Below are 24,552 nucleotides of genomic sequence, written 5' to 3'. Positions count from 1 at the left end.
CTGTTGGTGTCAGGCGGTAGCGCGCTTTAGCTGCTCGGTCAGTTGCGTGGGAAGGCCGCGCAACGTCAGAGTGCCGCCTTCCTCGTCAAACTTGATCTTGTCGCCCAGCAGGTGCGCCTCGAAGCTGATCGACATGCCCTCAGCCCGGCCAGAGAAGCGCCGGAATTTGTTGATCGTCTTCTTGTCCGGCGGCAGGGACTCGGAAATTCCGTAGTCCTTCGCCTTGATGAAGTCGTGGAATTTCTTCGGGCGATCTTCGTCGATCAAGCCTGACAGCTCGTCCAGAGTGATCGGCTCGCCCAGCTTGGCCTGGGCCATTGAGTAGCTGACCAGGGTGTGGGTCTTCTCACGGGCCGCATCTTCGACCATGTCCTCGCTTTCAACGAAGTCGCTGAACGCCTTCAGCAGCGTGCGGGTTTCGCCTGGGGCGTCGATCCCTTCCTGGCAGCCGATGAAGTCACGGAAGTACTCGTTGAGCTTCCGGCCCTGCTTGCCCTTCAGGTATGAGATGTACTGCTTCGACTGGCGGTTGTTCTGCCATTCGCTGATGTTGATGCGTGCGGCCAGACGGATGTGATCCAGGTCCAGGCGCTTCACGGTCATCAGGGCCAGATCTTCGGTCATGGTCACCGCTTCGGTTTCCTGCACCAGGGCGATCACCAAGTAATCGGTCAGGCCTTGCTGGTAGTGGCAGAAGAGGGCGTGCCCACCGGTGGTGAGGTTTGACTCTTCCCTCAGCTTGGTCAGGTGTTCGACTGCCGTGGTGCTGAACGACAAGAAGTCGGTGGCGCCGGCCAGGTACTTGCCGAGCCAACCGCTGAAAGGGTGAGCGCCTGATTCTTGGTGAAAGAACCCCCAGCCCTTGCCGGCGGTGGCGTTGTAGCTGTCGTTGAGCTGGCTCATCAAGTCGTCGCGGGCTTGGCTATCGACCTGCTCGGATGTGCCCAGGAACAGAACGGCCGTGCTGCCGTCGGGCTTCTTGTCGATCTTGTGGATGATGCTGTGGCGGATGGGCATTGCTTGTACCTCAGGTAAGCGCCGCCCTCCGTGATCGGTGGTGGCAATTTGGTTTTGGTTGGGGTATTACCGGTGTCTATAAATCACTTGTGCTCGGGATCCGAAGACCATGGCTTACAAGGAATTGAAGAAGAACGACATTGCAGGTCGAAATGAGTGGTATCGGTATTGCGTGGCGACGAAGGCGGTCAATGTGGAGGTTTTCCCTAGAACCAAGTATGCGAGGGTTGAATGGGATTACATCAGCGTCCCGAAGGAGCGTGACCGCGATTTTTACGCCTGTGAGCGAGAGCTTCGTGAGTCCTTGAAAGATATTTATCTGCTCTATGCAGGAAGCCAAAGCGAGTTCTACGGTGGCGGACTAGTTGGTTATATTGATGGGCTTTTGATAAGTGATGCGAGATTAGCAGCAGAACAAATATCTGATTTATTTGAAAAAACTCCGACGCTGGCATCGAGTTGAAGCCGGTGATCGAAACGTTTCCGATGGATACGTCTGCCTGAGCGGCTTATCAGTCGTTCTCGCCGTCGTCGTCGGCGTTCATTTGAAGCGATTCGGCAAAGCCTGCTTGCCGTAATTTGCGCGCCACGTTTTGTGGTATGTCGATTGTGTGGCGCTTAATTTCAAGCATTGGTGCGGACTTCTCGACGCCCAACGAGTGGGCATGTGCGATAAGTCGCCAGATGGTGGTGCGGTCCTTCGTTTCGCCCAGGCCGGCGGTGAGCGCCTCCAGCCGGTCGCGCATGCCTTGGCGGAAGTAGTGGCGGATGATGTCGGACGGCCCTTTGATCTTCGGTGGCGCCGTTGGCAGATCCTCGGCCTTGGCGTTGATCACCAGGAGTTGCACCGCCTCACTGACTTCCTCGATCTTGTGCCAGCGCATCAGCTCGTCGAGCATCTGCCGGGTGCCGTACGGGACCGTGTGCCGCAATTCCTGCTCGCCCAGCTCCTGCCGCTTCTCGGCAAGCTTGGCTGTTCGTTCCTTCTGTTCGGCAGCCATGGCCTACCTCTTCTATTCCGCTGGCCGGCAGTGCGAGCCAGGGTTGACGTTTGCGTTGCTGGATGCGGGCTATGCGCTTCAACGTTTCGTTTTCCCGTTCCGCAAGTTGAACGGGAGCGGCGGGAAGTCGATGCCGTAATCCTTGAGCAATCGGTGGAATTTCTCGTAGCACATGCCCGTCTGCTTCATGACCTGGGACCGATTGAGCCCCACATCACGCAAGGCAATGATCCGCTCAACCATCGGGCCGTCAGTGGCCTTGTGACCCTGGTTGGTGGTGTACCCGCGCTTGAACTTGAAGCCCATGCGGGATGCCATCCGCTTCAAGTCGCGCTCGCAGAGGTGGAAGGTCTTCATGGCCTCGGTGACGGTCAGCGTCGGTGCAGCTGCTGCCACTTTGCTTTCAAACGATGGGTTAGGCTCTGCCCTGGTACCGTCGCGGGACTTGCCGTTGAACATGGCGCCGAAATCGACATCCCGAACTTGAGTGATCAGCGTTTCGAGGGTGGTGCCTTGTTCATACTCTGCCGTGGCCCGGGCGATCCAATCGCGGTCCAGATCCTTTTGGCGGATGGTGCTGAGTTCTGGGCTGATCATGGTTAGGCTCCTAAACGATGGGCTTGCGCCCTAGCTTTGTCTGCTACCTCGTCAACCATGCGATTCAGTTCCAGGTTGAACTGGACCAGCTCTTTGTGCAGGTTGGCGATGTAGTCTTCGTCGCGGTAAATCGTCTCGATGTAGAGCTGGCACTCTTCATCCTGGCGAGAGTCGAACGACAGGAAGTCCCACCACTTACGGCCCGTCACGAACATGCAGCCCTGGACTTGTGGCATGTGTTCCTCGGGCATGCCTTCAAGCCAGGTCCTGACGTGAATCGCTTCGTTGAACGGGCACTTGGACTCGGTGCCACCGTCGTCGTTGATGAGGCCGTCGGGCGAGCAGCCCAACCAATCGTACTTGGGGTGAACGATGAATTCCGAGGGCAGGACGATGTTGCCTGTCAGCATCTCGTAGGCGTCCTGGGCCTTTTGCTCTTCGGCGTGGCCCCACTTCAGAGAGGCGCTGCTGACGTTGTGTTTGGATTTCTTTGCTAGCCGTTCAAAGCACAGCTCGCGCATGTATGAGGTGCGGGCACCCATGGGCTCGCGTTTGCCATTTTTGTCAGGCTTTCCCCATGCAACCACATCTTTGAAACGGCTGGCTGTCACGCGGCCCGATCGGTCCGCATGCCACTTCTCTGTGCCCTGAAGCTCAGTTCTCACTACGCGGCCTCCTCTGTACGGGGTTGGTCGCTGTTGGAACCGGTCATGTCAGTGAAGTCCGCATCGACGGTTGCAGCCATGCTCTTGAGTGCTTCGTGGCACTCCAGGCCGATCGCTGCGCGCTGCTTCGGCTTGAGGCCTGCCCAGGCTGCCGCGTAGGCCTCGATGTCCTGGCGCTTCGCAACGGCCAGCAGATCCGCGAATACTCCGTCGATTTCAGGCGAGGGGGATTTCGGGCCGAACGACACGCCTGCAGCTGCAGCGGTGTTCGCGGTCTGCTTGGCGGGGGTGATGTCGATCTCGCCACCGTACGAATCTTCAAATTCGTCGGGGGTGTAAACGCCAAGGATCACGTCAGGGCAGAAGAGGCGCGCCCATTTTTTGGTAACCAGGTACGCGATTTGCTGTTTGGGGTCTTCCGCCCAGAGCGTAGAGTTGCGGGTACGGACCTGGGTCAGCAGAAGTTCCAGGGTGCGCGGCTCGTCTTCGCCCCGGAACGTCGCCCAAACCTTGATGCCGAGTCCTTTTTCGTCGTCAAAGCTCCAGTCTGGAACGCGGTATTTTTTGAACTCGCCAGTGTCCTCGTCCTTCTTGGATTTGCTGGTGACCTCACGCATCTTTCCGATGACGTTTTCCCAGGCTCCAAACCACTCGAAGTTCAAGCGACCCTTGACTGGTGCCTTGGCAGTGATCACCGCGTTGACGAGCTGCGCCTCGTAGCTCAGTGCGCCGCCGTTGACGATGAACGTCTTCTGCGCTACGGCAAAGGGGTTCATTTGCCACTGCATTGCTTGAAGCACCACCGCCATGCAGTCGGCTTGGTTGCCTTTGAGATGCTTCGGGACGGTGGTCACTCCCTGCGACATCATCAGTGCAAGGTCGCTCATCGACCGCATGGTGCCTGGGTCGAGGATCAGCGCGGCCGCGTTGTGCGATGGATCGTGATAGGTCGCGAGGCCGGTTTGTGCTTGGGGGTTTGTATCGGTCATAACGCTCTCCGTAGCCAGCATGGGATGTGCTGGCCGTCAGATGGAAAGGGTGGTTAGAAGCTGATGGCGCGAAGCCAGGCGCGAGCGGTGTCGAGATCCACGTCGAAGCCCAGGGCGACAACTTCGACAATGTCGTCAGCGGGCGGTGTGGCCGGATCCGCAATGATGGCTTCAATCACGGGGGTATGTACGACAGCAGGTGCGACTTCCGCTTTCTCTTCGTTCACAGTGGCTGCGGCTGGCGCAGGAGCAGCAGCTTGGGCGCGCAGGCGAGCAAGCTCTTCTTGGTCGCGTCGATGTTGGTCGTCACGTACCTGTTGCTGACGCTGCTGCTCTGCTTGCGTATCGCGTTGTTGGCGCTGCTGCGCTTCCAGGTCGCGGCGCTGCTTGTCCAACTCGTCCTGTTGCTGCTTTAAGCGCTTGCGGTCTTCCTCTGCACGTTGCTTGCGCAGCTCCTCAGCTTCCGCGTCGGCAACGCGTTGCTTCTCCCGCAACGCGTCCAATTCTTTCTGCTGGGCCAGCAACTTGGCGGCAGCTTCTTCGCGCTCAACGGCGGATTTGTGCAGCGCTTCCAGCTGCTCAATCGCATTGTCGCGAGCGATGGTGCCTTCGGCTTCAAACTCGCCATATTCTTCGGGCAGGATCACCGACTCTTTGACGCCCAGCAGAATACTTGCGACATCTGCGGCGCTGCGGCTTGCATAGGCGGCAGCGACAGAGCTGAACCGGTTGATTTTCGCCCGGATGGCTTCGATGCGTTCTTGCTCTAGCCGCTCCCTTTCGGCTTTGGCATCGGCAACGCGCTTTTCTTCGACTTTGATGGCTTCGTCGATTGGTTCTTCAAGCACAAGGACGCGAGTCCTCAACGTCTCGCCGAACTCTTTAACCTGGTTGACGCGCGCCTGGGCGTCTTTGACTTTCTGCTGATAAGGCACCAGTGCCGTCTTGGTCGTTTTATCCAATGCATAGCGCACGTCGCGGATATCGACGCGAACCTCTTTGGCGTTTGCCAGGCCTTCGCTGGTTGAGCAGTCAACGACCAGCTTCGCGTAGGTGGTCTCCAGGCGAACGATCTGCTCTTCGTGCGGCTGATATTCGGCGATGTCGGTGACGGCAACAGCAGGCACAACGGACTTTTTGGAATCTTCGGTCGCGCTCTCTTCGAGCGGTTCTTGTGCTAGTGCTTGTTTGGTGTTTTTGGACATGACGATCCCTCGCCGCGCCAGGCGCAGCATTGAAAGTAGTGGGGGTGAGTGCTGCCGTCAGGCGGCGGAAATGAGTGAAGCGTTGTAGTTGTCGTAAATCTTATCGATGTGCGCCCGGAAGTACCGATGCTCGTTTTCATCGATCACGCGAAGCATGAAGGCCAGGGTGACGCACGATGTCGCCGCCGAACTGGCGTTTGGTTTTCCAAGGTCGCGGATCATGTTTTCGATCTCGCCCTCGATCCAGGTCACAGCCGTCTGGTGGTCGCGCTGTGCGATGTTCATTCGGCGCCCTCGGCTGGTGGGCAGATCAACTCCATCTGCGCCATTGCTACACCAATGCGGGCCTTGAGGCTGGCGCGCTCTGTGAGTCGCCGCGCCTTACGCTCTGCCAGGTCGTCAGCCGTGTATTCGTGGAACAGATCGACATGCGGCTTCTTGCCGAAGTTCGGCAAGTCCCAACGCCTGTCCGATTCCCTGGCCTGTGCGCTATCCGCGTAAATGCTGGACATGGTGTGACTCCAGGCGCCGGGCGAGGGCGCAGGCTTCGTTGTGGTTGCGGCGGAAGCCCTTCACCTTGCCGGTGGCGGAATCGACGACGTGGAAGAACTCATTCCCAGCCGGGATGACCCGGTAGAGAGGTGAGGTTTTTGGAGCGCTGGAGCCGACCAGTCCAAGGCAAAGGGCTAGGGCCAAGTTGCGGCGCTGGTTCATTGCGAGCGCTACTTCGCAGTAAGCGTGCTGACTTTGGTTCATGGTCGCCTCCAGAGGCGTGTTGTTCACCTGTATTCGTCAACACTCATTCCTCCCGCTGGTTGCCGATGGGCGCGGGGGAGGAGTGCTGACGTAATAGAGGCGCGTAAAAAAACCCGAACATTGCCCGGGCTTTCGGTGCGACACATAGACCTCCCTACGTGGCGCCGGGGTGAGTTTTTGGCGGGACTTTCAGCGCCAGAACGCCGAGAGCCCCGATCTAGAACGCCAGCGCTCACGATGGAAGCGCAATGGACCGGTTGGCAGGCCGTCATCAGGTGGCGGTTCTGGCCGCGCATGGCTGAGCGCTGCGCCGATCAGGAACAGTAGGAGCATGGTGATCTCCGGTTGGGGTGGGTGATGCAGATGACCGGAGCTGATCCCGGCACGACTATTAGCGGCCTTAGTGACACCGGAGTTTCACCGGGGCGAAGGTTTCAGCCGCTTATTCTTGGACTCGCCGTGGCCATACGGGCGCTTACTCACTCTACCGGTCACGATTCCCGCGATCCCTCAGGTCTTACACTTGCCCATCAGCCTGGGCATTCATCTGCTTGTTGCGGTGATGCAGGTGGGCGGATATAGGCCGCGATTTCGTCCGCATCGGATATAGCTCGAATCCCTCCGAGTGTTGCCCGTCTTCGCCGCGACAAAATCCGCTCAGGCTCGGGACAAGGTGGCCACCCTGCTATCACGACAGTGGGCCGAGCTATATCCGATGCGGCCTGGTGCTGGGGAGTACCAGGGCCTCGGGCAGTTAACGACATGCTGTCGTGGCGCTGGTTGTCAGGCTGCGGCCGGGATCACCACCAATACGGTGCTGACCATTGTTCCGGCTTGCTTGAATGAGGCTTCTGGCAGGGTTTCGATACTGCCACTGCGATGCTCTACGATTCCGCGAAAGTCCCGGGTCAGAGCGTCATCCCGGAAGGTCACACCGGAAGGCATGATCGCCACCAGTCGGCCGCCGGGCTTCAGGAACTTCAGTGCGTGCAATACGTGGTGAATATCGCTGCGTTTTTTGTCGAAGGGCGGATTCATCAGTACGCGGTCATAGATGGGTTTAGGCTCAACCTGCAAGAAGTCGCCAGGTTCCGAAACCCCGGACAGTGGCAGCTTTAGTTCGATTAGCGCTTTGTGGTTGTCCGGCAGCAACTCGTGCATGTCGACCATGACGCCTACCGCTGCGGAATTGGCGGCCACCGCCAGAGCCCCACGACCTGCGCTTGGCTCCAGTACCATCATCCCGTCACCAATCATGGCAAGATCGGCAGCCTGTTTAGCAACGTGCTGCGGGGTAGGGAAGAAGCCAAAATCCTGCGGCACAGTGACCTCGCCGGTCATCAGGATGTTTTCGATTGCGTCGGCCGCATCACCAGTGAACAGATGGGCCTTTGCCTTAGTGTTCCACTTGCCGCCCGCGGCCTTCAGAGTTTTATCGAGGCGCTGGTACAGACTCTTATCGAGCTGTCCGCCGGTGATGAACAGCTTGTTGTCTTCGGTGCGCGAAGCGCTGAGCAGCGCCATCACTTCGTTATCGACTTTCATGTGTGACTCCCGTTTGATTTCCCGTCAGGCCCTCTTGCGAAGGCCTGCCAGTGAAATCTTCATGCGACCTGGCCGAGAACTTCACGGCTGAAGCCCTGGATGTTCATATGCGCACTGACCGTCATCGCCTTGCGCTGCTTGATGTGGCTGCGCAGCGCGAGATCCGCCAAATCAACCTGGCCAGCTTCGAGCGCTGCGATCGCCTCATCGACGCCGCCGAACCACTTTTCCAGCAGCCTGGCGCACAATGCTGCTGCCTCGTTGACCACCTCATCACGTGCTTCAAATACTGAATTGCTCATCGCTGCATCTCCGTTGATTTCCAATGCCGCCTCATAGAAGCGGCATCAGAAATCTGTGCACCTGTGACCCGCTACTGGCGGCCATCACCGGCTTTAATCAAATGTTTCTCCAGCCGCGGGCCTTTCGGCTTGTTCTCCCGCTGGATAACTGCTTTCGACGTTTTACGCTGCACGCCCGGGTCAGTTGCCAACCCTCTGAACCGTTTAGGCCGGTTCATCGCTGCCTTTGAAGCTGGGCCGGTGGTGATCCGGCAAGAGGTGTCGCTAAAGAGCGGCGCGGCTTTCGCTGCTGGCCGGCTGTTGTTGCTGCTGGCTTGAGACGAATTTAAGCAAGCTGAAATAATCGTGTCAAGCATGCTGAATTAATAAATTCAGATTGCTGAAATTATTGAGCGATAAAAAGCCCGCTCAATGGCGGGCTCATTTATGCGTCGCAGTATTCTCGCCAGCCGATCCTGACGGTTCCTCCTTCCATGGTCTCGACGCGGACGCCTGCGGTTTCGCTGATTTCATCTAGCAGCCGCTTCCAGTCCTCGGGATTTTCATGCTCCAGCCTACACACCGTGACCGCCTGGACCTTCTGAACACCTGGTGAGGCAATCAGGGCTTGCAGGCGTCGACCTGCAGCTTCGTAGGAAGAGGGCGGTTTAGACGTGGTAAACGCTGGGCTGTGCATGTGGTACTCCTTACCTTAGCTGGATGCATGTACAGTATTTGTGTTGCTATATATTGGCAAGCTCCGATTTGCTTTTTCATGCGCAAATGCATAGAAGCTGAGAAGGTTACCTTCTCGCGGGCACAAAATAGCCCGCGCGTGGCGGGCTTTAAGCGAGCACTGACAGTCGAGTTTCAGCAGGCAAGCGCAAATCGCCACGATGGACTATGTGCACTTTATTGCCATCCGGGTCACGTAGGTACGCGCCATAATAGCCGTCCCCATAATGCTGGCGCGGCCCTGGTTCACCAGCATCTACACCGCCAGCACGAAGACCTGCGGCATAGGCTGCATCGACAGAATCTGTATGTGGCGCGGAGAAAGCCACCATGCTGCCATTTCCCGCGATCGCCTCTTTGAGATCGTAAGGGCAGTAAACATAGAAGCGGGGCAGAGGTCTGTCGGGGCTCACCCAGCATGCCGAAGGTGGTCCGCCATCGGGCGTTACAGGTCGACGGCAGAGCCCCAGAGGGATCAGAACCGCGTCATAAAAGGTAGCGGCCTTATCAAGATCGTTTGTCCCAACGGTTACGTGACTGAACATCCTGTATTCCTACTCACGGAGGCGAGGCGTTATCGTGTCATTTTGACGGTGGGCGTGTATAGCGGTCGTAGGGTAAGCCGGGGAGGGCGAGTGTCAGCCCTCCAAATCGCAGGAAAAGAAAAGCCCGCGATGGGGATTGGCGGGCTTAAAGGGTTTCATTAGGAGCTGGGATAACCATAGGCGCCCGACTGTGAAAAGGTCGTGAAAGGCCAGGTAGAAGAGGTTTGCTCATGGGCTGGCCGTTATTAATATTCGGAAGTGATCTGATGATCCTTCTGCGCTTACACCTTTTCGTGTCGACTATCCTCGACTTGCTGGTTCTGTGGATCGCACAAAGCTAAGTAGTAAGCCACACACCAGCCGATCAGTGTCCATCCGGTCAGTAGGTTGATTAGAAAAATTCGACGGGGCGGAACTGGTTCGACTAGGGCGGTATAAATTGAGGGGAATAGGTAAAGGGCTACGGCGCTGATGTAGAACATAAGATCAGCTGCAAGAGCGACTCCATTGTCGCCGCTGCTGATGAAGAAGCTGATCAGGCAGGTTGGTGCGAGCAGTGCTAATCCAAAGACCTTCATCGCAGCCTCCCCGTGAAACTTCGCGATAGCTAATTGATACCACGCTCCATTTGGTTTGTGTAGTGGCTGTTCTTCTGATCCTGTCTAGCGCTAGGGGTAGGCATTCGGTGTCGATCTCAAAACGTACTTACGATTGCCTGGGCGAGCTGCTGATCATTCATCAACGGTGGTGCATAGGTCGTACGGTAGAAGCGCACCGCCTGTTCAAATTGGGCACCGCGTATTTCACCGTTTGAGCCAATAAAGGCGAGCGCGTCAGCCTTTGCAGGCTTGAAGTTATTAGTAGCGAGCATGGTGAGCCCGGTAGTTCCTGCAACGGTGTAGCTTGGAGCCATCAGTACAGACAGCATCGAGTTGTTATAGGAGTCGTCGGACCCCTCAGAGGCATGAGCGTTGATCGATACCATGAGGGCTGCGGCTACAATCTTCCATGAGTCCATGCTGCGATGCTTCCATTCCGATCAGAGAGGGCCGCTACCATAGCAGAGTGCGTTCCTGCTGGGAGAAGGCGAAAGTCCGTCTTAAGCGGGCATCAAAACGAGGTCGCTATCGCCTGGGCCAGTCGCATGTCAGACATATGAGGTGATTTGTAGGCCGAACGATAGTATCTGGACGCCTGTTCAAACTCAGCACCCCGTATCTCTCCGTCCGAACCAATGAACGCCAAGGCGTCATTTTTGGCTGACTTGAAAATCTTTGGCGGATCGGTCGTGAGAGATGTGGTCGCGCCAATTAAAATGGTCGGCGAGGAAATTGTGATGAATATCGCGGCAGCGATAGGGTTGGCACCATCACCTGATACGGCCTGTGTGCTGACCGATGCCAGTAGGGCGATGGCCAGAGCCTTCCATGAGTCCATTCTTCGATGCTTCCATTGCGATCAGAGGGCGCCACCATAGCAGGGTAGGGGATCACTAGGAACGAGAAGCCCGGCGCTGGGCTGGGTATGACAAGCTGAAGAGTCAGCGCATTCGCGCTCAGCCTCTGCTAATCGACATAATAATTCGGTAGAAACCCAGCCCAGTGCCGGCAAGCTGTATTGCCGCCAGAGACCCTATGAATATGTTCAGGAGCAGGAGAAGCTGCTTTTCTCCTGCCCATGGAAGTAATAGACATATTGATGACGCAAGGAGCAGCAAAAAAAGGAATGCACATACAAAGCTTCCGGAGATGAGTATCCGATATCCCCCGGTCGCCCTGAGGTTTTTCAAAAGATCCCGATCCATCACTGATGCCATCAATGCGATTGCAGTGATCAGGAACCCGAGTATCGTTCCAGAAGCGCCAGCAAGGACGCCGGCAAGCGTAGAGATTTCGCCAGGCTGGAAGCGGAAGTTATACTTGTGAAACATCCACGTCATGAATATCGCAGTGGATAGTTTAAATAATTCTGTCAGTTTTGCCGAAATATTCATCTACTGATTCTCTCTGTTCTTCCTTTGCCTTGTCAGCAAGTTTATACATGCTTTCAGGAGGCGGAAAAGATGAGTTGGATCTAATGGTCTGAGATGAGTATATCCTATTGGCGATTAAGTCTATAGGTAGTATTTTGCCATTTTCATCAGTTTCAATTTTTGCTTTAGTAGCACCCATTGTTAAAAGGTGGCCAATTGAACTCTGTATGGCACTACTCAGCTTTCCTGAGCTTGTATCGAGTTTGTTATCAATTGTGAAGGTTACGTCGAGAAAATCAGCACCTGATTGGTTTAATAGTTCTAAAGTTCTGGCGCTCAAGTTATCTTGTGGATACAAATCAGGGTTAGTTGGTTTGGGGATTTTTACGGAGAACTTTTTTATGCTCAGTTTTTTATTAAGGAGCATCTCTGCTTGGTCCGGCCTTATGATTGGGCTGGAAAAAAAATTCACGCCAGCACTAGCCGTCAGCAGTTGGGCAAGATGCAAGCCAGTGTTACCGTCATCATTCCTGTGTATAACTAGTAAGGAATTTTCTTTGTAGTAAACGAAAAAATTCTTTTCAATAACGCCTTCGTCCATTTCCAACTCAATCTTTTTTCCATCCTTCCCCAATGCTCCAATCTCTGGAAGATCTGCTTTCCGTATTTTACGGATTTGGCCCGCGTATGAATTGGTACTGCTACGGTAGTTCAGGCCGAAAATTTCTCGTATACACCCATAGCTCGCATAGCTTTTAGGGTGATCCCCGTTTATTATCTTCTCAAATGCGGCTTCTGTGGTCATGGCGAAGAGGTCTTGCTGGACTGATGTTATCGAATAGAAATCAAATATGTAGCGCTTTTGTTTTTCCTGTTTCACCAATTGAACTCCCTAAATCTCGCGATACCAGCAAAACACAATTGCGGTTGTTATTTTGGCCTACATAAAAGTTTGTTATTTCGACTTCGTAATCTTTCCTGCCTTCACCTCATCCGCGCGCACCATAGAAGTGGTTCAGCGCTATCAGCTCAACTACAGCGACGATGGCGCAGAGCACAACGAAGCCAGGGCTGAAGACTCGCTTGCGGTTGGATGAGCTGCCGTCCGGCCAAATGCCAGCTTCGGTTGTGAAAACCACCATGAGCGCCAGCCAGGCCCAGAGCCAGACCTTGCTCCAGAAGCTTTCCTCTCGCCATGAGGTCGATGGTTTTCCAAGAGCGGAGGGCATCAGAGAAACTTCTGCGTAGCCTGAACAACAACACCGACGATCCGGCAGTTCTCGTCAAAAACTTCAGTTGGGTAGCCAGGGTTCAGGGGTTTCAGGTAAAGCCTCCCGCCATCACTGACCAGCTTCTTAAAGGTTGCCTCGTTGCTGTCAGGAAGCTTGGCCACGACAAGCCTGCCCGGCGTTGCTTCGACTTCGGTGTCTACCAGGATCAGTGATCCCTGGGCGATGCTCGTGCCGACCGGAGAGGTCATCGAGTCGCCCTTCACCTCAAGCCAGAACGCAGGGCCTTTCGAGTTGTACTCGGAAAACTCGTAACGATCCGAGATCCCGGCAGGGTAGGGCTCAACTGCTTCCGCCCAGGAGCCAGCAGACACCCAACTGATTACCGGGTAGCGAAAGCTTTGCGAAGGCTGCGCAGCAATTGAAACGTTGGACTCCGATGCGTCTTGTTCCGGGCCTTCGCCAATGCCGAGCCACTCCGCTCGGAATCCGGTCGCCTTAGCGAGCGCGTAAAGATTCTCCGGACGGAGGCTTTTGCTCTCGCCAGAAATCCATTGAGTGACAGCAGAGTTCGCTACGCCGCAAAGCGTCGCAATTTCTCCCTTTTTTTTACCGCTGAGCTTGATAGCGCGGGCAATACGTTCGTGTCTTTCCATGGACTCAATATTAAGTTAACTGAATTTAAGTATGCAGTAGGCATAAAACGCCGTTGACGCGATAAATTAAGCATGCTGAAATTGCGTCAGAATCGAACGAGGATGCGCAATGAAGACTGATGAAGTCGCCGAATTCTTCGGTAGTAAGACAAAGCTGGCACTGGCTCTGGGCATTCGTCCGAGCGCCGTGACCATGTGGGGAGAAACGATCCCTGAATCCCGGCAGTACCAGATTCAGGTCCTCTCCAAGGGCAAGTTCAAGGCGGCAAAGAAGATCCAGGCCGCTTGATATTCATGTCCGCTGTTCCATTGAAGCCAGATTAGAAGAGAGCAGTCCCCATGCAAACGTCCAGTTCCAGACACACCGTACAAACCCGTGATCAGGTGCTGGTCGCCCATGCTGCAAACCAGATCGCACGCACCAGCTTGAGCCAGGACGATTTCGCCCAGGCCTTGAGCCGTGAGCTGCACCTGTCGATCCCTGATCGAGCCAAGGAAAAGGTAGTTCCTGATTTCAATTCACCCGAACTAACTGGCGACGTGAGTGAGTTTGTGAAGGCTACCGGCCGTTGGCTAAAGCGTGTACAGCGGTGGCTGAACGGCGATCAAGAAATGCCGTCCTGGCTGGAAGAGTCGTGGGTCAACGCCCTTGAGCCTGAATACCGTGATCACTGCCTGAACGAGCTGGCTTGCCGCCACGGCTTGATCGGAGCCCGCCAGATGACCAGCGACCAATGTGCGAACAAAAGCTTCGGTGCGCTGATCCGCGCGCTGGGCGATGTGATCGACACCGGCAGCGAAGTGTTCGATGACCAGGTGATGTGCGAACTGGATCTGCCGCACTTGCCAGCGTTCGCCAAGCAGTGCCGCCAGGTTGAAGCGAAGGCGGGGGAGCTGGGGCGTCGTGCGGAGCAGTTGCTCGCCGGGGCGAGGCCATTGAAATCCATCGCCTGAATTCCAGGCACAAAAAAGCCGACGGTCGAGGTCGGCTTCTTTAACAGCTTTAAGCGAGAGAAATCATGCCAAACATTGTTCCGATACACAACCCTCGGGGGTTTACCCGAATGGATAACCAAATGATGGATGGCCTGATGGCCATCGATTTGTCGGCGCGCGAGATGAAGATCGTTTTGTACGTGGCCAAGGCCACCTTGAACTTCAGCACGGGTGCCCATCGCATCCCGGCGGTTGATATCGCCAAGGCAACCCACATTCATCCCGACACGGTGTCGAAGGCCATCTCCGGCCTGTTACGCCGTCGCGTACTCTACCGAGAGGGTGGCGCACGCGGTGACATCGGAGTTTGCGATCCAAAAGAGTGGATCTTTGTAGTAGAGCCGAAACAGACCATATCGTCTGATTCGGCTCAAGTGGTCCGAATCGGCACAGCCGCGAAACAGACCAAAACCGACGACTCCCTTCTTTATGCAAAGAAAGAACCCCTATTAACTCTTTCTACGAAAGAGATTAATCCGCCCCAACCAAAAACCGAACCGGCGAAGCCTGATCGCAAGGCGCCGTTCGGCATGTCTCAGCTGCTGGCCGACAACCCGCACAACGTCCCCGAGCAGCTTTTGGCAGACTGGCTCACCCAGCGCAAAGCCAAACGCGCCGCCGTGACCGCCACCGTCTGGTCAACCGTGAACACCGAGCTGGCCAAGTGCGCCGAGGCTGGCATCACCGCCGAAGAGGCAATCACCGAGGCGCTGAATTCTGGCTGGCAGGGTTTCAAGGCGTCCTGGGTGATCAAGCGCCTAGCGGAATCTGCGCCGGCGCCAGCGCCCCAATCGCGTCACACAGGCTTTGCCGAGCGCAACTACACAGATGGGCTGATTCAGCGTGAGGACGGTTCCTATGCGATCTGAGCCATCCCAGCAAATCCCCGAACTGCCACCGGGCGCTCGCATCCAGCCCGCTCACTGCGAAACTCACGGCGACTACGACCAGAAGGTTTTTCCTGTGCTCGGCCGAGAGTTGAAAAGCGGGTGCCCTGAGTGCAGCCGGATCATCCAGGAGAAGGCAGACGCTGCGCAGCAGGCCAACAAGGCGATGGAACTGCGCATGGCGATGGAGCGCAAGCTCGGCGCCGCGCTGATCCCAAAGCGCTTCGCCAGCAAGACCCTGGACGGCTACGTCGCGATCACTACCGAACAACGCAAGACACTGAACACCTGTCGCCGGTATGCCGCTGAATTCGCGCAGATCGCCGAGACCGGTCGCTGCCTGTTGCTACTGGGCAAGCCCGGTACCGGCAAGACGCACCTGTCCGTGGCGATCGCCAACGAGATAATGGCCAGGTCCAGCGCCACGGCTGTGTACCGCACCATCGGTTCCGTGCTGCAGGCCATCCGGGCGACCTACGACCGCACCAGCGACCAGAGCGAAAGCCAAATCCTCGCCAGCCTGATCAGCCCCTCGCTGCTTGTCCTAGACGAGATCGGCGTCAGCAAGGAAAAGCCCAGCGACTTCGAGCTGACCACGCTGTTCGCAATCATCAACGGTCGGTACGAGCAGATCCGCCCCACGGTGATCGTTTCCAACTTGGATGCAAAGGCGCTGCCGGACGCTATCGGCGATCGCTGCATTGATCGGCTTCGGGAGGGTGGGGTGATCGTCATCCCGTTTGAGTGGGAATCGCAGCGCGGAAAGGAGGGCTTTTGAAATGACCGACTACACCGACCTGAAACCATTGCTTGAGGCCTGCCGCTCAGAAAATTGCGATGGTCCGCATGAGTTCCGCAAGGCCGTCGAAGCACTTTTCGACGTGTGCACGGTTGAAACGATTTCCTCCCTGATCACCGAGAACGAGCGCCTGAACGCAGAAAACAAGCAGCTGATCCTGCTGGAGCATCATGGCGGCACCGTCGAAGCCGCGTTAAACCTGCTGGCCGAGCGCGACCAGCTCAAGGCCGAGAACGAGGCGCTGCGCGACGATATTGAGCAGTGCCAGTACGACGCCAATGCATGGCGCAATGGTGAAGAGTCAGTCTGGATCGAGGTCTTTAACAGCGAAGGCGACGACCCCTTCATCAGCGCTATCACCGGCCAGATCACCGTCGAACAGCTGGCCTTGATCCAGGCTGAGATCCTTGAATATCGGGAGGACTATTTCGAGAAGGGTTCAGGCCTTTACGTTTTCAGGTGTGCCCACTACCAGGCGTATCACGACAACGTGGGCATGACTGAGCCGGCTCACTGGGAGACTGACTTTGAGTCGTACAGTGCTTTCCCGTGGGAAGAAGAGTGCGCCGCCATGGGCAAGGGAGAGCAGCAATGAGCCCGATGATCACTCACCAGATGCAACCGTGCCCGTACAGCTGCGTGTCGACCTGCCTCGCAATGATCGTTGGGCGCTCGGCGCGGGATGTCATCCAAGAAATGCACCAGCCATATCGCGACGGCGATCTCACCTTGCGGCAAATGCTGGAGCGCCTTGGCATTGAATACACGGCTTTCTCCAGCCTGGACTGCCCGCCGCTGGCCGATGAAGGCGTTTATCTGTGCACCTCCCCGTCGCTCAACATCGAGGGCGGAAACCACCAGATCCTGATTGAAGTCACCGACAGCGGTTACTTCGTATTTGACCCGGTGCAAGGGCGCGACGAGCGTAAATATTACGTGGCGCGGGGGCGCGGCGAGGGTATTCCGCTGGCGATCGACCTTGGCGGCTTCGTCGTCGACGCCTTTATCTTGCGCGGCCATCTTTCTGCTCGGCGCAGCGGCGAGCCTTTGGCGGGGGTTGCAGCATGACCAAGCCAGCCAAGCCTCGCCCAATGCCCGTGTACCTCGTGCTGCGCCGTCTGGTCGATCCAGCAACCGGTAAGGAGGTGGCTGCATTCGTGCCTTCCTCCGATGCTGACCGGTCGATCCTCCGCGAGCGAGATTTCCGCATCAACACCAAGATCCGCGCCGACCTCAAGCAGCCACGCAACCCACGGTTCAACGGTCTGGTCCACGGCCTGGGCCGCGTGCTGAGCCAAAACATCGATCGGTTTTCAGGCAAGCGGTCCCACGACGCGATCAAGGCACTGCAGCTGGAATCCGGCGTGTACTGCGACGAGGAGTTGTTCGACATCCCGGGCCTGGGCCAGCTCACCCGCAAGACACCCCGCAGCCTTTCCTACGACTCAATGGGGGAGGAGACATTCCAAGACTTCTGGCGCCAGTGCTGTGGGTACTTGGTGCTGCATGACTGGCCGACGCTCACGGAAGAGCGCCTGACCGAAATGGCAGAGTTCGAAGCATTCAAGGAGGCCGCATGAAGCGCACCCCATTACAACGCAAAACCCCACTCACGTCCGGTGGGCCACGCCGCAAGCGCTGCCCAGAGTGCCGAGTGATGTTCACGCCTGCACGCGGCTCGCAGGTGGTGTGCGGCGAGATCGAGTGCGCCATTGCTTACGGCAGGTCGGAGAAGGGGCAGGCGAGCGCCAAGAGAGCCCTGGCTGATGTTGGTCGCCGGGACATCAAGGTCCGCAAGGAGAAGCTGAAGAGCAGGGCAGATCACATGAAGGACACCCAGCAGGCGTTCAATACTTGGGTTCGTGCCCGTGACGCGGAGCTTCCGTGCGTCAGCTGCAGCCGCCACCACCAGGGTAAGTATGACGCCGGCCATTACCGCACGGTGGGTAGCAATCCCGCACTTCGCTTCGAGCCGCTGAACTGCCACCGCCAATGTTCACCGTGCAATACCCGGCTCTCCGGGAACATCGTGAATTACCGCATTGAGTTGGTGAAGCGTATCGGCGCCGAAGCGGTTGAGTGGCTGGAAGGCCCTCATGAGGCCAAGAAGTACACCGTGGATGAGTTGAAGACGATGACCGCGGAATACCGGGCAAAGACCAAAGAACTGAAGAAAGGGGAAGCCGCATGACCTATCGCAACGTTGTTTCAGCAGTAGTTCGAGCCCTGGCGGCCGAGACAATCACTTCCGCCGGCGGCTGCGACTTCGAGCCCAAGGTTCAGTGCGCCAAGCAGAAGGGGGAGATCGTTGGCAAGGAAGCGGCGCTGCTCCAGGACTGCTGGGTCTTTGGCCGGCTGCACAAAGCGCTTACCCCGGCGCACTGGCGCGCCCTGGTAGCGAAGTACTCCACTCACGAGGAACGCAAGCACGGCGCGATACTGGAGTTGCTGAATTCGGTTAGGTCGCCGGCGCCGAAACGGTTTCGCGAGTGTGCGGTGCTGACCTGGGCGATTCCGCAGGTTGCCGGTGCCGAGGGTAAGCGTTCTGCGGCAGTGCTCCCGGCCGCCTGGTACGACATTACGAATTGGGACAATGACGGCAAGCCGGAATCCACCAGGTATCGGTGGCGTTCGTCGATTCGCAAGGGGTTAGATGATTTGGTAAACGAGGCGCTGACTGCAGCCCAAGAACTGCTTGATGCTGAAGAGTTAATCGAAACGGTTGCCGCGTAAGATAAGGCGTTTTCAAGATCGCTATTTGGGTGGGGCGGGAGCTGAAGTCGGAGCTGCCCGCCGAAATGGCAGTCATGGCTAAATGTCTTTCTTCACCTCTTTGTCTACGTGGCGGTCCCCCTTGTGCCGCTCCTTCTCCAGATGCTTAGATTCTTTGTCTATATCATGGCCGGCCCGATCAGCATCTTTGTCTGCATCGCGCATATCAGTCCTAACGTCTCTGGCTACATCCCCCTCGGCATTAGCCGTGATTGCATGGGACATCATTCCCGCTGCCAGAATCGCCGCAACCAATAGGTTCTTGCATCTACACATGTCCTATCCCCTGTTTTCAGTCGTCCCTGATTGGGTTTAGTAAAACTAGACCGAAAACTGAAGGTGCTCAACGTTGAGCTCGGAGGGCACTAACATTGTCCACTGGATGGGCGCGCTGTGTGTGCGTTGGGAGATCGCTGACTCCCACCCCTCTTGGCCACATCTCGCTCTCTTGTCTTGTCAGAGCGCGGGCCGAAAGCCTCCCTGTTCCAACCACTCGGTCAGTAGCGCCGCGCTCAGAGGTTTAGTGATCAAGTAACCTTGGGCTTCTGTGCAGCCCCACCGGCTAATCAAGGAAAGGGTCTTTTCCGTTTCAACGCCCTCTGCTACAACCCTATACCCTAGCCCTTTAGCGAGCTCGATCAGCGTCTTAACGAGTCGTTTGTCTTTTTCATTTGTACTGAGGTTGTTGATGAGTGATTGATCGAGCTTAACTGTGTTAACTGGAAGCTGTCTCAGGTACGACCAGTTGCTGTATCCAGTACCAAAGTCGTCTATAGATACTTCAATGCCCAGTCCTCTCGCGCGCTCTAACTGAGCTAGTACGGTCTTGGGGTCCGTCATAAGTATACTTTCAGTGAACTCAAGCTCTAATGCTTTTGGGTCAAGTTCGCTTTCGTCTATGAGTTCTACAATTCGATCCACGAATTTTGAGTTTTCAAGGTCGCCGACAGTTACGTTCATTGCGATTCTTAATCTTATTCCTTTGTTTTTCCATTCCTTTGCCTGCGCTGTAACCGCATCAAGCACCCAAAAGGTTATAGATCGCATTAGTGCAGTTTTTTCAGCCAGAGGTATAAACTCTGCCGGACCGATAGGGCCAAGGGTAGGGTGGTCCCAACGAATCAGTGCTTCAGCACTTGCGCAAGAGTAATCCGGCAAATTGATTTTTGGATGAAATACTAAGTTGAATTGGTTAGTCGAGCGGACAGCCTCTGACAATGAGCTTAGGAGCACAAACGCTCGTTTTTGCGCAGCATCCAGCTCAGGTTGATACAAAGCCCAGCCTAGATTTCTAACCCTGGCGTCATCGGCAGCGCCGACCACAAGACGTAGCCAGTCTCTTTCCTTTGGATCGCCAATGTGTAATACACCTATTCCAGTCTGCATTAAGATGGGAATTCCCTGGCAATCAACCGGTTCGTCAAAGCTTGAAAGTATTTTCATACACAGGCTTTCGATTGGATCTTCTGCATTAAGAAGAAAGCCAAAACGTGTGGGGCTAATTTTGTACAGAATGCATTGTTTTGGTATTAGGGAACGCAAGCGAGCTTTGACGTTCAGCATCAGGTTTTGTGAAAAGCTGTATCCGAGTGCTTTAACTACATCATTTAGGAATTTAGGCGAGATCACATCTACAGCATAAAGGTTGTGCGCTGTTCCACTATTACTGACCTGTCGTATATCTTCCTCCAGTCGAAGGCGATTGAATAGGCCTGTAGGTTGATCGATGTAGTTGCGAGACCGTAACCCCATGGCACGCATGATCACGAGTTCAGATAGATGAACGAGCATTCTTGCGTCTCGGCTGTTCATCGCAACTCTGGGAAGAGTGTCAATTATGCAAAGGCTGCCAAGTGAGAACCCGTCGTCTGTCAGCAGTGGTGCGCCAGCGTAATATCTTATGTACGGAGGGCCGGCCACCATAGGGTTGTCTTTGAAGCGTTCGTCCGTTCTTGCATCCAGAATCTCTAACGGTTCTTTATCAAGCAAAGAATGGGCGCAGAATGATACGTCGCGGGGAGTTGATTTCTCATCTATTCCTATCCGAGCCCTGAACCACTGTTCGTGTTCGCCTACGATTGAAATCAGAGCGATCGGGACGTTGAAGTATTCCGAAGTCATGGCGATTATTTTTTCGAAGACATCGTCCGTCTGGTCATCGTGAGGACATAGCTCCGCCACTCGACCTAAGCGTATCGCTTCGTAATCCAGATCTAGCACTGGGCCTTTGGCGTCCATGATAACCCTCGCTTGGAACGTCTATTTTAAGAAGGTATCAGATGCTCCGCACCGCTACGACTGCATTTGTCTATGACGTTCATAGCTTTACGCGGTGTGGGGTTGGTGGTGAGGGTGAGTTCGTGCGGGTACGAATGGTTTCCCAAGGCTGTCCGCATTCACTACTCGAAAAACGTGGGTTCAACTGTCAGTGGCAACCCAAAAGGCATATGACGGCAAACAGTTGTTGCTTCGAGTGAGAAAGTGAGAGACTATTTACCCATCATGTCGATCTTGCGCGTATCGAGATTGATACCAAAAACCCGGCCAGTGAGTCGGGTTTTTTATTGCCCAAATAAAGGGCGATTTAGCAAAAGGAATTTGCGGATTTTGAAAGAATTCAGATGCGGTAACTGCAAAAGACTTCTCGCCCGCACGGGTGGGTTTACAGAGCTCCAGATCAAGTGTTCCCGATGTGGGACGTTGAATCATGTGAAGGCCACGAGCCTCGAGCAATCGCCCATGAGCGCCATACGCCCAATACAGAGGCCTGAACTTAAATCAGCTAAGTAACGGAGTTTAAAATGGAAAACGCAAATTCGGCGTCTCAAACCTTGCAAGATCTTTGGACCCAAGTGCAACCGGTGGATAACACCGGCATGCTTAGGCGCGTGGTTTTTGGGGACGGCAAGTTTTATGCGGCTGGTGGCAACGGTCTTCCCACAACCACTCAGCTTGTCAGCGGAGGCGCGACTGGTACAGCGTGGACCAAGCTTAAGGACGTCGTCACCTCTGATAGCGGAAAGGTCCTCAACGATCTGTACTGGAACGGTCTTGGGACACAGCTTCAAGCCCTTTCTCAATCCGGCAATGTGGTCTACGGCAGCACAGCACGCCCTGAAAGGGCTTGGACAAACATTACGGCAACTGTTCGCGTGTCCGGAGATTTGCAAGGCATTGTGTATTATCAGCCAATTTCCGGCAGCGACGCGACCTGGATACTGGTTGGGTCTAACGGTAAAGTCTTTTCCCGTTATGGCGATTGGTCAGGCCAGGTGGAGCGCACTACGACCTTCACTTCTGACGAGACTGTGTACTGCGTCAACGTCATTGGCGTTTTTGTGTTGGTTGCGGGATCGAATGGGAAGCTGCTTAGCGCTGTGAAGATGGCGACGGGTAATCCCCAATCATTCGCGGCCAGGCCCAGCACCTTCGGCACTAGCACCATCCTTTCCATGAAGCTATGCAACGGGAAAATGTTTATCGTTGGTGCGGATGGCAAGATGGCATATTCATCCGATGGGCTTAGCTGGACTGCCGTTGGAGATACCAGTTTCGGTGGAAGCATCATCCGCGACATTGCTTACGGTAATGGCAAGTATGTAGCTGTCGGCGACGGCGGCAAGACAGCCGTTTCCGAGGATGGGATTGGCTGGGTTCAGCAAACCAACACTTTCGCAGGAACCGATATCCGGAGCGTCGCATACGGCAACGGCAATTTTGTAGCTGTTGGTGCAGGCGGTAAGATTGCTTACTGGACTCCATGATCTTCTACCACCCTGCGTAACAGAGCCCAGCCGTCGCGCTGGGCTTTTTCATTTCTGATTCAGGCTCGACACAGCCAGGGTCGCCCTTCGGGGGATGCCTGAACGCTGATAAGCCGGTAGTGCAGCGCTACGGAAAAATACCGGCAGCCCGTGCGCCCTGTTCAAACCTGACTTCCAGGGTGGCGTCGGCAGACAGCGCGGAAAGACGCGCACACCTATTCAGGGCCTCGACATTGATCGGGGCCTTTTCGTTTTCGGCCCCACCACACCCATTGCTCCGAGCTGGGAGTGCTGCTGGGGCTGACTTATTTCAAACATGCCCCACGGAGTCGAGCGCATGGAGTATTTGCAGCGCCTGCTCGACAAGATCGACAGGTTCGAATTGCTGATTGCGGGCCTCGTTGGGGCGGTGATCGCCAGCTGGTGGCACAAGGACGACCTGGGCGACTGGCGAGCCTGGGTGATCTTCCTAATCACCGGTGTGGCCTGCTCGATCTACCTGACGAGCATGGTCAGCAGCTACCTGGGCGTGACCGAGCCGAAGATCGTCGCTGGCATCGGCTTCCTACTGGGAGCCTTCGGTGGCTCGCTTCTGGCGGCAATCAATCGAGCCATCAAATCCGCTGACCTTTGGGCGCTCATCCGCCAGCGGTTCGGGGGAGGCAACCCATGAATCTTGAACTGATCAACTCCATCGCCTGCGGCCTTATCGCGCTGTGGGCAGCTTGGTGCGTACTGAGCGGGAAGGTGAGGGACGGCATCCTCGGGAAGCTGATCTACTCGACGATCGCCATCACCGGTTTCGTTGTGATGGTACGCAGCCAGAGCATCTTCTTCGGACCGACCACTGCCGGGCTGACGTTGCATGTCGCCTTGGCCCTGGCCGGTGCTCGCCACATCTTCATGGTCACTTACTGGCAGCGGGTGAAGGTGTGGCTTTGCCGGACGCTGAACTGCGAGCACTGCCTGCACTGTGACAAGGAACTAAGCGGTTTAGAGCGTCGAGCCGAGTGAGGCGCGCCACGTTTTCGAGCTTGTCAAATCGTGGCGCGAGCTTTTGAAGGTGAGCAATGTCACCCGCCTAGGCCGCGCGATTCCGATGAGTCTGGAAGTCAACAAAACCTTGAGAGGCTACAAACTCCCCAAGTAAAGCTTTCTGCAAATCTCCCAAGCTGAATTCCCGTTCACCCTTATGGCTTTGTTGTCTTTGCCATGCGGAATTAATACGTCCTGAACGCCGCCAAGCGATGCAAGGTAGTTTGACGGATCAGCTCCGGGCGGAACGTTACTGCGCAGATGCGGCAAAAAGCCATTCTGCTGAAGCAGCTCAGAAGATTGGGTCAGCCTCTCTTTTGCATGGGCTTTTACTGATTCCCGCTTTTCACCTTTTCTACCGAGGTACATATTGGCTGCTACGTAATCTCGCGCCGAGTTGAGCAGTTCGTCTTCAGTTGCCTTTTCCATAAAGCTCTCCACAGGGTTCGTTATACATAAATAGGGCCGACTTGCTCGAAATTAACTTGGAATAGATATGACTATAAAGCATCCCGACTGGGAGGCAATCGAGCGCGCCTACCGGGCCGGGCTGCTATCCATCCGAGAGATCGCCTCAACCCAGGGCATCACCCACGGCGCAATCAACAAGCGCGCAAAGCGTGATGGATGGGAGCGCGACCTCAAGGCAAAGATCCAGGCCAAGGCCGATGCACTGGTATCCAAACGCACGGTATCCACTGAGGTATCCACCAAACAGGCGGATACCGAAAGAGAGATCATTGAGGTCAACGCCGAGGTCATTGCGAACATCCGCATGGCTCACCGAGGAGACATCTCTCGCAGCCGGCGACTCACCAACAAGCTGCTGGATGAGCTGGAAGGCCTGACCGACAACCGAGAGTTGTTCGAGGAGCTGGGCGAGCTGATGCGCGACCCGGACGACAACGGCTTCGATAAGCGCAATGACCTGTATGGCAAGGTGATCAGCCTGCCGGGCCGAACCAAGACCATGAAGGAACTGGCCGAAACCCTGAAGACGCTGGTTGCCCTGGAGCGCCAGGCCTACGACCTCGACACCAAAGCCGGCAACAGCGACGCCGACGCGCTCTCGAAACTGATGGACGATCTATCGAAGGAAGCCTGAC

39 protein-coding genes are annotated in these 24,552 nt (G+C 55.9%); 15 read left to right on the top strand and 24 right to left on the bottom strand.

Annotation, left to right across the window (positions count from 1 at the left end):
• Positions 1-9 precede the first annotated feature (9 nt).
• On the bottom strand, positions 10-1,017 hold the full coding sequence (gene yejK, locus DBR46_RS00870; protein ID WP_124524601.1) for a nucleoid-associated protein YejK: 1,008 nt from the start codon (positions 1,015-1,017) through the stop codon (positions 10-12).
• 109 nt (positions 1,018-1,126) lie between these two features.
• On the opposite strand from yejK, the gene DBR46_RS00865 reads away from it, so the two are divergent.
• Positions 1,127-1,480, top strand: a complete 354-nt coding sequence (locus tag DBR46_RS00865) for a hypothetical protein (RefSeq protein ID WP_124524600.1) — start codon at positions 1,127-1,129, stop codon at positions 1,478-1,480.
• Positions 1,481-1,529: 49 nt separating this feature from the next.
• On the opposite strand, the gene DBR46_RS00860 is transcribed toward DBR46_RS00865, so the two are convergent.
• The 21 genes from DBR46_RS00860 to DBR46_RS00765 form a co-directional block, all read right to left on the bottom strand.
• Entirely contained in the window at positions 1,530-2,018 is a 489-nt protein-coding gene (locus DBR46_RS00860) for a hypothetical protein (RefSeq protein ID WP_124524599.1), read from the bottom strand.
• Positions 2,019-2,096: 78 nt separating this feature from the next.
• Entirely contained in the window at positions 2,097-2,615 is a 519-nt protein-coding gene (locus DBR46_RS00855) for a hypothetical protein (RefSeq protein ID WP_124524598.1), read from the bottom strand.
• 2 nt (positions 2,616-2,617) lie between these two features.
• Positions 2,618-3,280, bottom strand: coding sequence for a lambda exonuclease family protein (locus DBR46_RS00850; RefSeq protein WP_124524597.1), 663 nt, complete (start codon positions 3,278-3,280; stop codon positions 2,618-2,620).
• Positions 3,280-4,269 carry a RecT family recombinase gene (locus DBR46_RS00845; RefSeq protein WP_124524596.1) on the bottom strand — a complete coding sequence of 330 codons (990 nt, stop codon included), beginning with the start codon at positions 4,267-4,269 and terminating at the stop codon, positions 3,280-3,282. The genes DBR46_RS00850 and DBR46_RS00845 overlap by 1 nt, the downstream gene beginning before the upstream one ends.
• A gap of 53 nt (positions 4,270-4,322) precedes the next feature.
• Complete coding sequence (locus DBR46_RS00840) at positions 4,323-5,474, bottom strand: hypothetical protein (RefSeq protein WP_124524595.1); 1,152 nt, start codon at positions 5,472-5,474, stop codon at positions 4,323-4,325.
• Between the two features lie 57 nt (positions 5,475-5,531).
• Positions 5,532-5,759 carry a hypothetical protein gene (locus tag DBR46_RS00835; RefSeq protein ID WP_124524594.1) on the bottom strand — a complete coding sequence of 76 codons (228 nt, stop codon included), beginning with the start codon at positions 5,757-5,759 and terminating at the stop codon, positions 5,532-5,534.
• The gene (locus DBR46_RS00830; RefSeq protein ID WP_124524593.1) at positions 5,756-5,986 is read right to left on the bottom strand and encodes a hypothetical protein; all 231 of its coding nucleotides are present in this window, start codon (positions 5,984-5,986) and stop codon (positions 5,756-5,758) included. The genes DBR46_RS00835 and DBR46_RS00830 overlap by 4 nt, the downstream gene beginning before the upstream one ends.
• Positions 5,964-6,230: a hypothetical protein gene (locus tag DBR46_RS00825; RefSeq protein ID WP_124524592.1), complete on the bottom strand. Its 267-nt coding sequence runs from the start codon at positions 6,228-6,230 to the stop codon at positions 5,964-5,966. Before DBR46_RS00825 ends, DBR46_RS00830 begins: the two co-directional genes overlap by 23 nt.
• 189 nt (positions 6,231-6,419) lie before the next feature.
• Positions 6,420-6,563: a hypothetical protein gene (locus tag DBR46_RS30200; protein ID WP_158619143.1), complete on the bottom strand. Its 144-nt coding sequence runs from the start codon at positions 6,561-6,563 to the stop codon at positions 6,420-6,422.
• Between the two features lie 450 nt (positions 6,564-7,013).
• Positions 7,014-7,775 (bottom strand): class I SAM-dependent methyltransferase, encoded by a 762-nt coding sequence (locus tag DBR46_RS00820; protein ID WP_124524591.1) that lies wholly within the window; start codon positions 7,773-7,775, stop codon positions 7,014-7,016.
• Between the two features lie 59 nt (positions 7,776-7,834).
• Positions 7,835-8,077 (bottom strand): hypothetical protein, encoded by a 243-nt coding sequence (locus tag DBR46_RS00815; protein WP_124524590.1) that lies wholly within the window; start codon positions 8,075-8,077, stop codon positions 7,835-7,837.
• Positions 8,078-8,148: 71 nt separating this feature from the next.
• Complete coding sequence (locus DBR46_RS00810) at positions 8,149-8,433, bottom strand: hypothetical protein (protein WP_124524589.1); 285 nt, start codon at positions 8,431-8,433, stop codon at positions 8,149-8,151.
• A gap of 68 nt (positions 8,434-8,501) precedes the next feature.
• Complete coding sequence (locus tag DBR46_RS00805; protein ID WP_124524588.1) at positions 8,502-8,753, bottom strand: DUF1654 domain-containing protein; 252 nt, start codon at positions 8,751-8,753, stop codon at positions 8,502-8,504.
• 148 nt (positions 8,754-8,901) lie between these two features.
• On the bottom strand, positions 8,902-9,336 hold the full coding sequence (locus DBR46_RS00800; RefSeq protein WP_124524587.1) for a VOC family protein: 435 nt from the start codon (positions 9,334-9,336) through the stop codon (positions 8,902-8,904).
• Between the two features lie 281 nt (positions 9,337-9,617).
• Positions 9,618-9,914, bottom strand: a complete 297-nt coding sequence (locus DBR46_RS00795; RefSeq protein WP_124524586.1) for a superinfection immunity protein — start codon at positions 9,912-9,914, stop codon at positions 9,618-9,620.
• A gap of 116 nt (positions 9,915-10,030) precedes the next feature.
• A complete protein-coding gene (locus DBR46_RS00790; protein ID WP_124524585.1) occupies positions 10,031-10,354 on the bottom strand; it encodes a DUF2388 domain-containing protein in 324 nt (107 codons plus the stop codon).
• A gap of 92 nt (positions 10,355-10,446) precedes the next feature.
• Positions 10,447-10,773, bottom strand: a complete 327-nt coding sequence (locus tag DBR46_RS00785) for a DUF2388 domain-containing protein (RefSeq protein WP_124524584.1) — start codon at positions 10,771-10,773, stop codon at positions 10,447-10,449.
• Between the two features lie 118 nt (positions 10,774-10,891).
• Complete coding sequence (locus tag DBR46_RS00780; RefSeq protein WP_124524583.1) at positions 10,892-11,329, bottom strand: hypothetical protein; 438 nt, start codon at positions 11,327-11,329, stop codon at positions 10,892-10,894.
• On the bottom strand, positions 11,295-12,188 hold the full coding sequence (locus DBR46_RS00775; protein WP_124524582.1) for a DUF6731 family protein: 894 nt from the start codon (positions 12,186-12,188) through the stop codon (positions 11,295-11,297). Before DBR46_RS00775 ends, DBR46_RS00780 begins: the two co-directional genes overlap by 35 nt.
• 109 nt (positions 12,189-12,297) lie before the next feature.
• Positions 12,298-12,537: a hypothetical protein gene (locus DBR46_RS00770; RefSeq protein ID WP_124524581.1), complete on the bottom strand. Its 240-nt coding sequence runs from the start codon at positions 12,535-12,537 to the stop codon at positions 12,298-12,300.
• Complete coding sequence (locus DBR46_RS00765) at positions 12,537-13,193, bottom strand: LexA family transcriptional regulator (RefSeq protein ID WP_124524580.1); 657 nt, start codon at positions 13,191-13,193, stop codon at positions 12,537-12,539. The genes DBR46_RS00770 and DBR46_RS00765 overlap by 1 nt, the downstream gene beginning before the upstream one ends.
• A 109-nt stretch (positions 13,194-13,302) precedes the next feature.
• Between DBR46_RS00765 and DBR46_RS00760 the strand changes: the two genes are divergently transcribed.
• The 9 genes from DBR46_RS00760 (at position 13,303) to DBR46_RS00720 (ending at position 18,608) form a co-directional block, all read left to right on the top strand.
• Positions 13,303-13,482, top strand: a complete 180-nt coding sequence (locus DBR46_RS00760) for a Cro/CI family transcriptional regulator (protein WP_124524579.1) — start codon at positions 13,303-13,305, stop codon at positions 13,480-13,482.
• A gap of 50 nt (positions 13,483-13,532) precedes the next feature.
• Positions 13,533-14,147: a hypothetical protein gene (locus DBR46_RS00755; protein WP_124524578.1), complete on the top strand. Its 615-nt coding sequence runs from the start codon at positions 13,533-13,535 to the stop codon at positions 14,145-14,147.
• A gap of 65 nt (positions 14,148-14,212) precedes the next feature.
• Positions 14,213-15,058 (top strand): replication protein, encoded by an 846-nt coding sequence (locus tag DBR46_RS00750; RefSeq protein ID WP_124524577.1) that lies wholly within the window; start codon positions 14,213-14,215, stop codon positions 15,056-15,058.
• The gene (locus tag DBR46_RS00745; RefSeq protein ID WP_124524576.1) at positions 15,048-15,854 is read left to right on the top strand and encodes an ATP-binding protein; all 807 of its coding nucleotides are present in this window, start codon (positions 15,048-15,050) and stop codon (positions 15,852-15,854) included. The genes DBR46_RS00750 and DBR46_RS00745 overlap by 11 nt, the downstream gene beginning before the upstream one ends.
• Position 15,855: 1 nt before the next feature.
• A complete protein-coding gene (locus tag DBR46_RS00740) occupies positions 15,856-16,470 on the top strand; it encodes a hypothetical protein (RefSeq protein ID WP_124524575.1) in 615 nt (204 codons plus the stop codon).
• Complete coding sequence (locus DBR46_RS00735) at positions 16,467-16,943, top strand: hypothetical protein (protein WP_124524574.1); 477 nt, start codon at positions 16,467-16,469, stop codon at positions 16,941-16,943. Before DBR46_RS00740 ends, DBR46_RS00735 begins: the two co-directional genes overlap by 4 nt.
• Entirely contained in the window at positions 16,940-17,455 is a 516-nt protein-coding gene (locus tag DBR46_RS00730; protein ID WP_124524573.1) for a hypothetical protein, read from the top strand. The genes DBR46_RS00735 and DBR46_RS00730 overlap by 4 nt, the downstream gene beginning before the upstream one ends.
• Entirely contained in the window at positions 17,452-18,066 is a 615-nt protein-coding gene (locus DBR46_RS00725) for a recombination protein NinG (protein ID WP_124524572.1), read from the top strand. The genes DBR46_RS00730 and DBR46_RS00725 overlap by 4 nt, the downstream gene beginning before the upstream one ends.
• On the top strand, positions 18,063-18,608 hold the full coding sequence (locus DBR46_RS00720; protein ID WP_124524571.1) for a hypothetical protein: 546 nt from the start codon (positions 18,063-18,065) through the stop codon (positions 18,606-18,608). The genes DBR46_RS00725 and DBR46_RS00720 overlap by 4 nt, the downstream gene beginning before the upstream one ends.
• Before the next feature lie 495 nt (positions 18,609-19,103).
• Here the strand turns inward: DBR46_RS00720 and DBR46_RS00710 are convergent, their stop codons facing one another.
• Positions 19,104-20,885 (bottom strand): GGDEF and EAL domain-containing protein, encoded by a 1,782-nt coding sequence (locus DBR46_RS00710; protein ID WP_124524569.1) that lies wholly within the window; start codon positions 20,883-20,885, stop codon positions 19,104-19,106.
• A gap of 360 nt (positions 20,886-21,245) precedes the next feature.
• Here DBR46_RS00710 and DBR46_RS00705 point away from each other — a divergent pair, with 360 nt between their 5' ends.
• From DBR46_RS00705 to DBR46_RS00690, 4 genes are all read left to right on the top strand, one after another.
• On the top strand, positions 21,246-21,437 hold the full coding sequence (locus DBR46_RS00705) for a Com family DNA-binding transcriptional regulator (protein ID WP_177413981.1): 192 nt from the start codon (positions 21,246-21,248) through the stop codon (positions 21,435-21,437).
• An 11-nt stretch (positions 21,438-21,448) separates the two neighbouring features.
• On the top strand, positions 21,449-22,411 hold the full coding sequence (locus DBR46_RS00700) for a hypothetical protein (protein WP_124524568.1): 963 nt from the start codon (positions 21,449-21,451) through the stop codon (positions 22,409-22,411).
• A gap of 337 nt (positions 22,412-22,748) precedes the next feature.
• Entirely contained in the window at positions 22,749-23,084 is a 336-nt protein-coding gene (locus tag DBR46_RS00695; RefSeq protein WP_115127766.1) for an MFS transporter, read from the top strand.
• Positions 23,081-23,425 carry a hypothetical protein gene (locus DBR46_RS00690; protein ID WP_124524567.1) on the top strand — a complete coding sequence of 115 codons (345 nt, stop codon included), beginning with the start codon at positions 23,081-23,083 and terminating at the stop codon, positions 23,423-23,425. Before DBR46_RS00695 ends, DBR46_RS00690 begins: the two co-directional genes overlap by 4 nt.
• Before the next feature lie 117 nt (positions 23,426-23,542).
• Here the strand turns inward: DBR46_RS00690 and DBR46_RS00685 are convergent, their stop codons facing one another.
• Positions 23,543-23,875, bottom strand: coding sequence for a hypothetical protein (locus tag DBR46_RS00685; protein ID WP_124524566.1), 333 nt, complete (start codon positions 23,873-23,875; stop codon positions 23,543-23,545).
• Between the two features lie 67 nt (positions 23,876-23,942).
• On the opposite strand from DBR46_RS00685, the gene DBR46_RS00680 reads away from it, so the two are divergent.
• Entirely contained in the window at positions 23,943-24,551 is a 609-nt protein-coding gene (locus DBR46_RS00680; protein ID WP_124524565.1) for a hypothetical protein, read from the top strand.
• The last annotated feature ends 1 nt before the right edge of the window (position 24,552 follow it).

It is taken from the genome of Pseudomonas sp. KBW05 (assembly GCF_003852405.1).
Taxonomy (GTDB): Bacteria; Pseudomonadota; Gammaproteobacteria; order Pseudomonadales; family Pseudomonadaceae; genus Aquipseudomonas.
The sequence above is the reverse complement of the archived record's forward strand: the minus strand, read 5'-3'. Positions and strand labels throughout refer to the sequence as shown.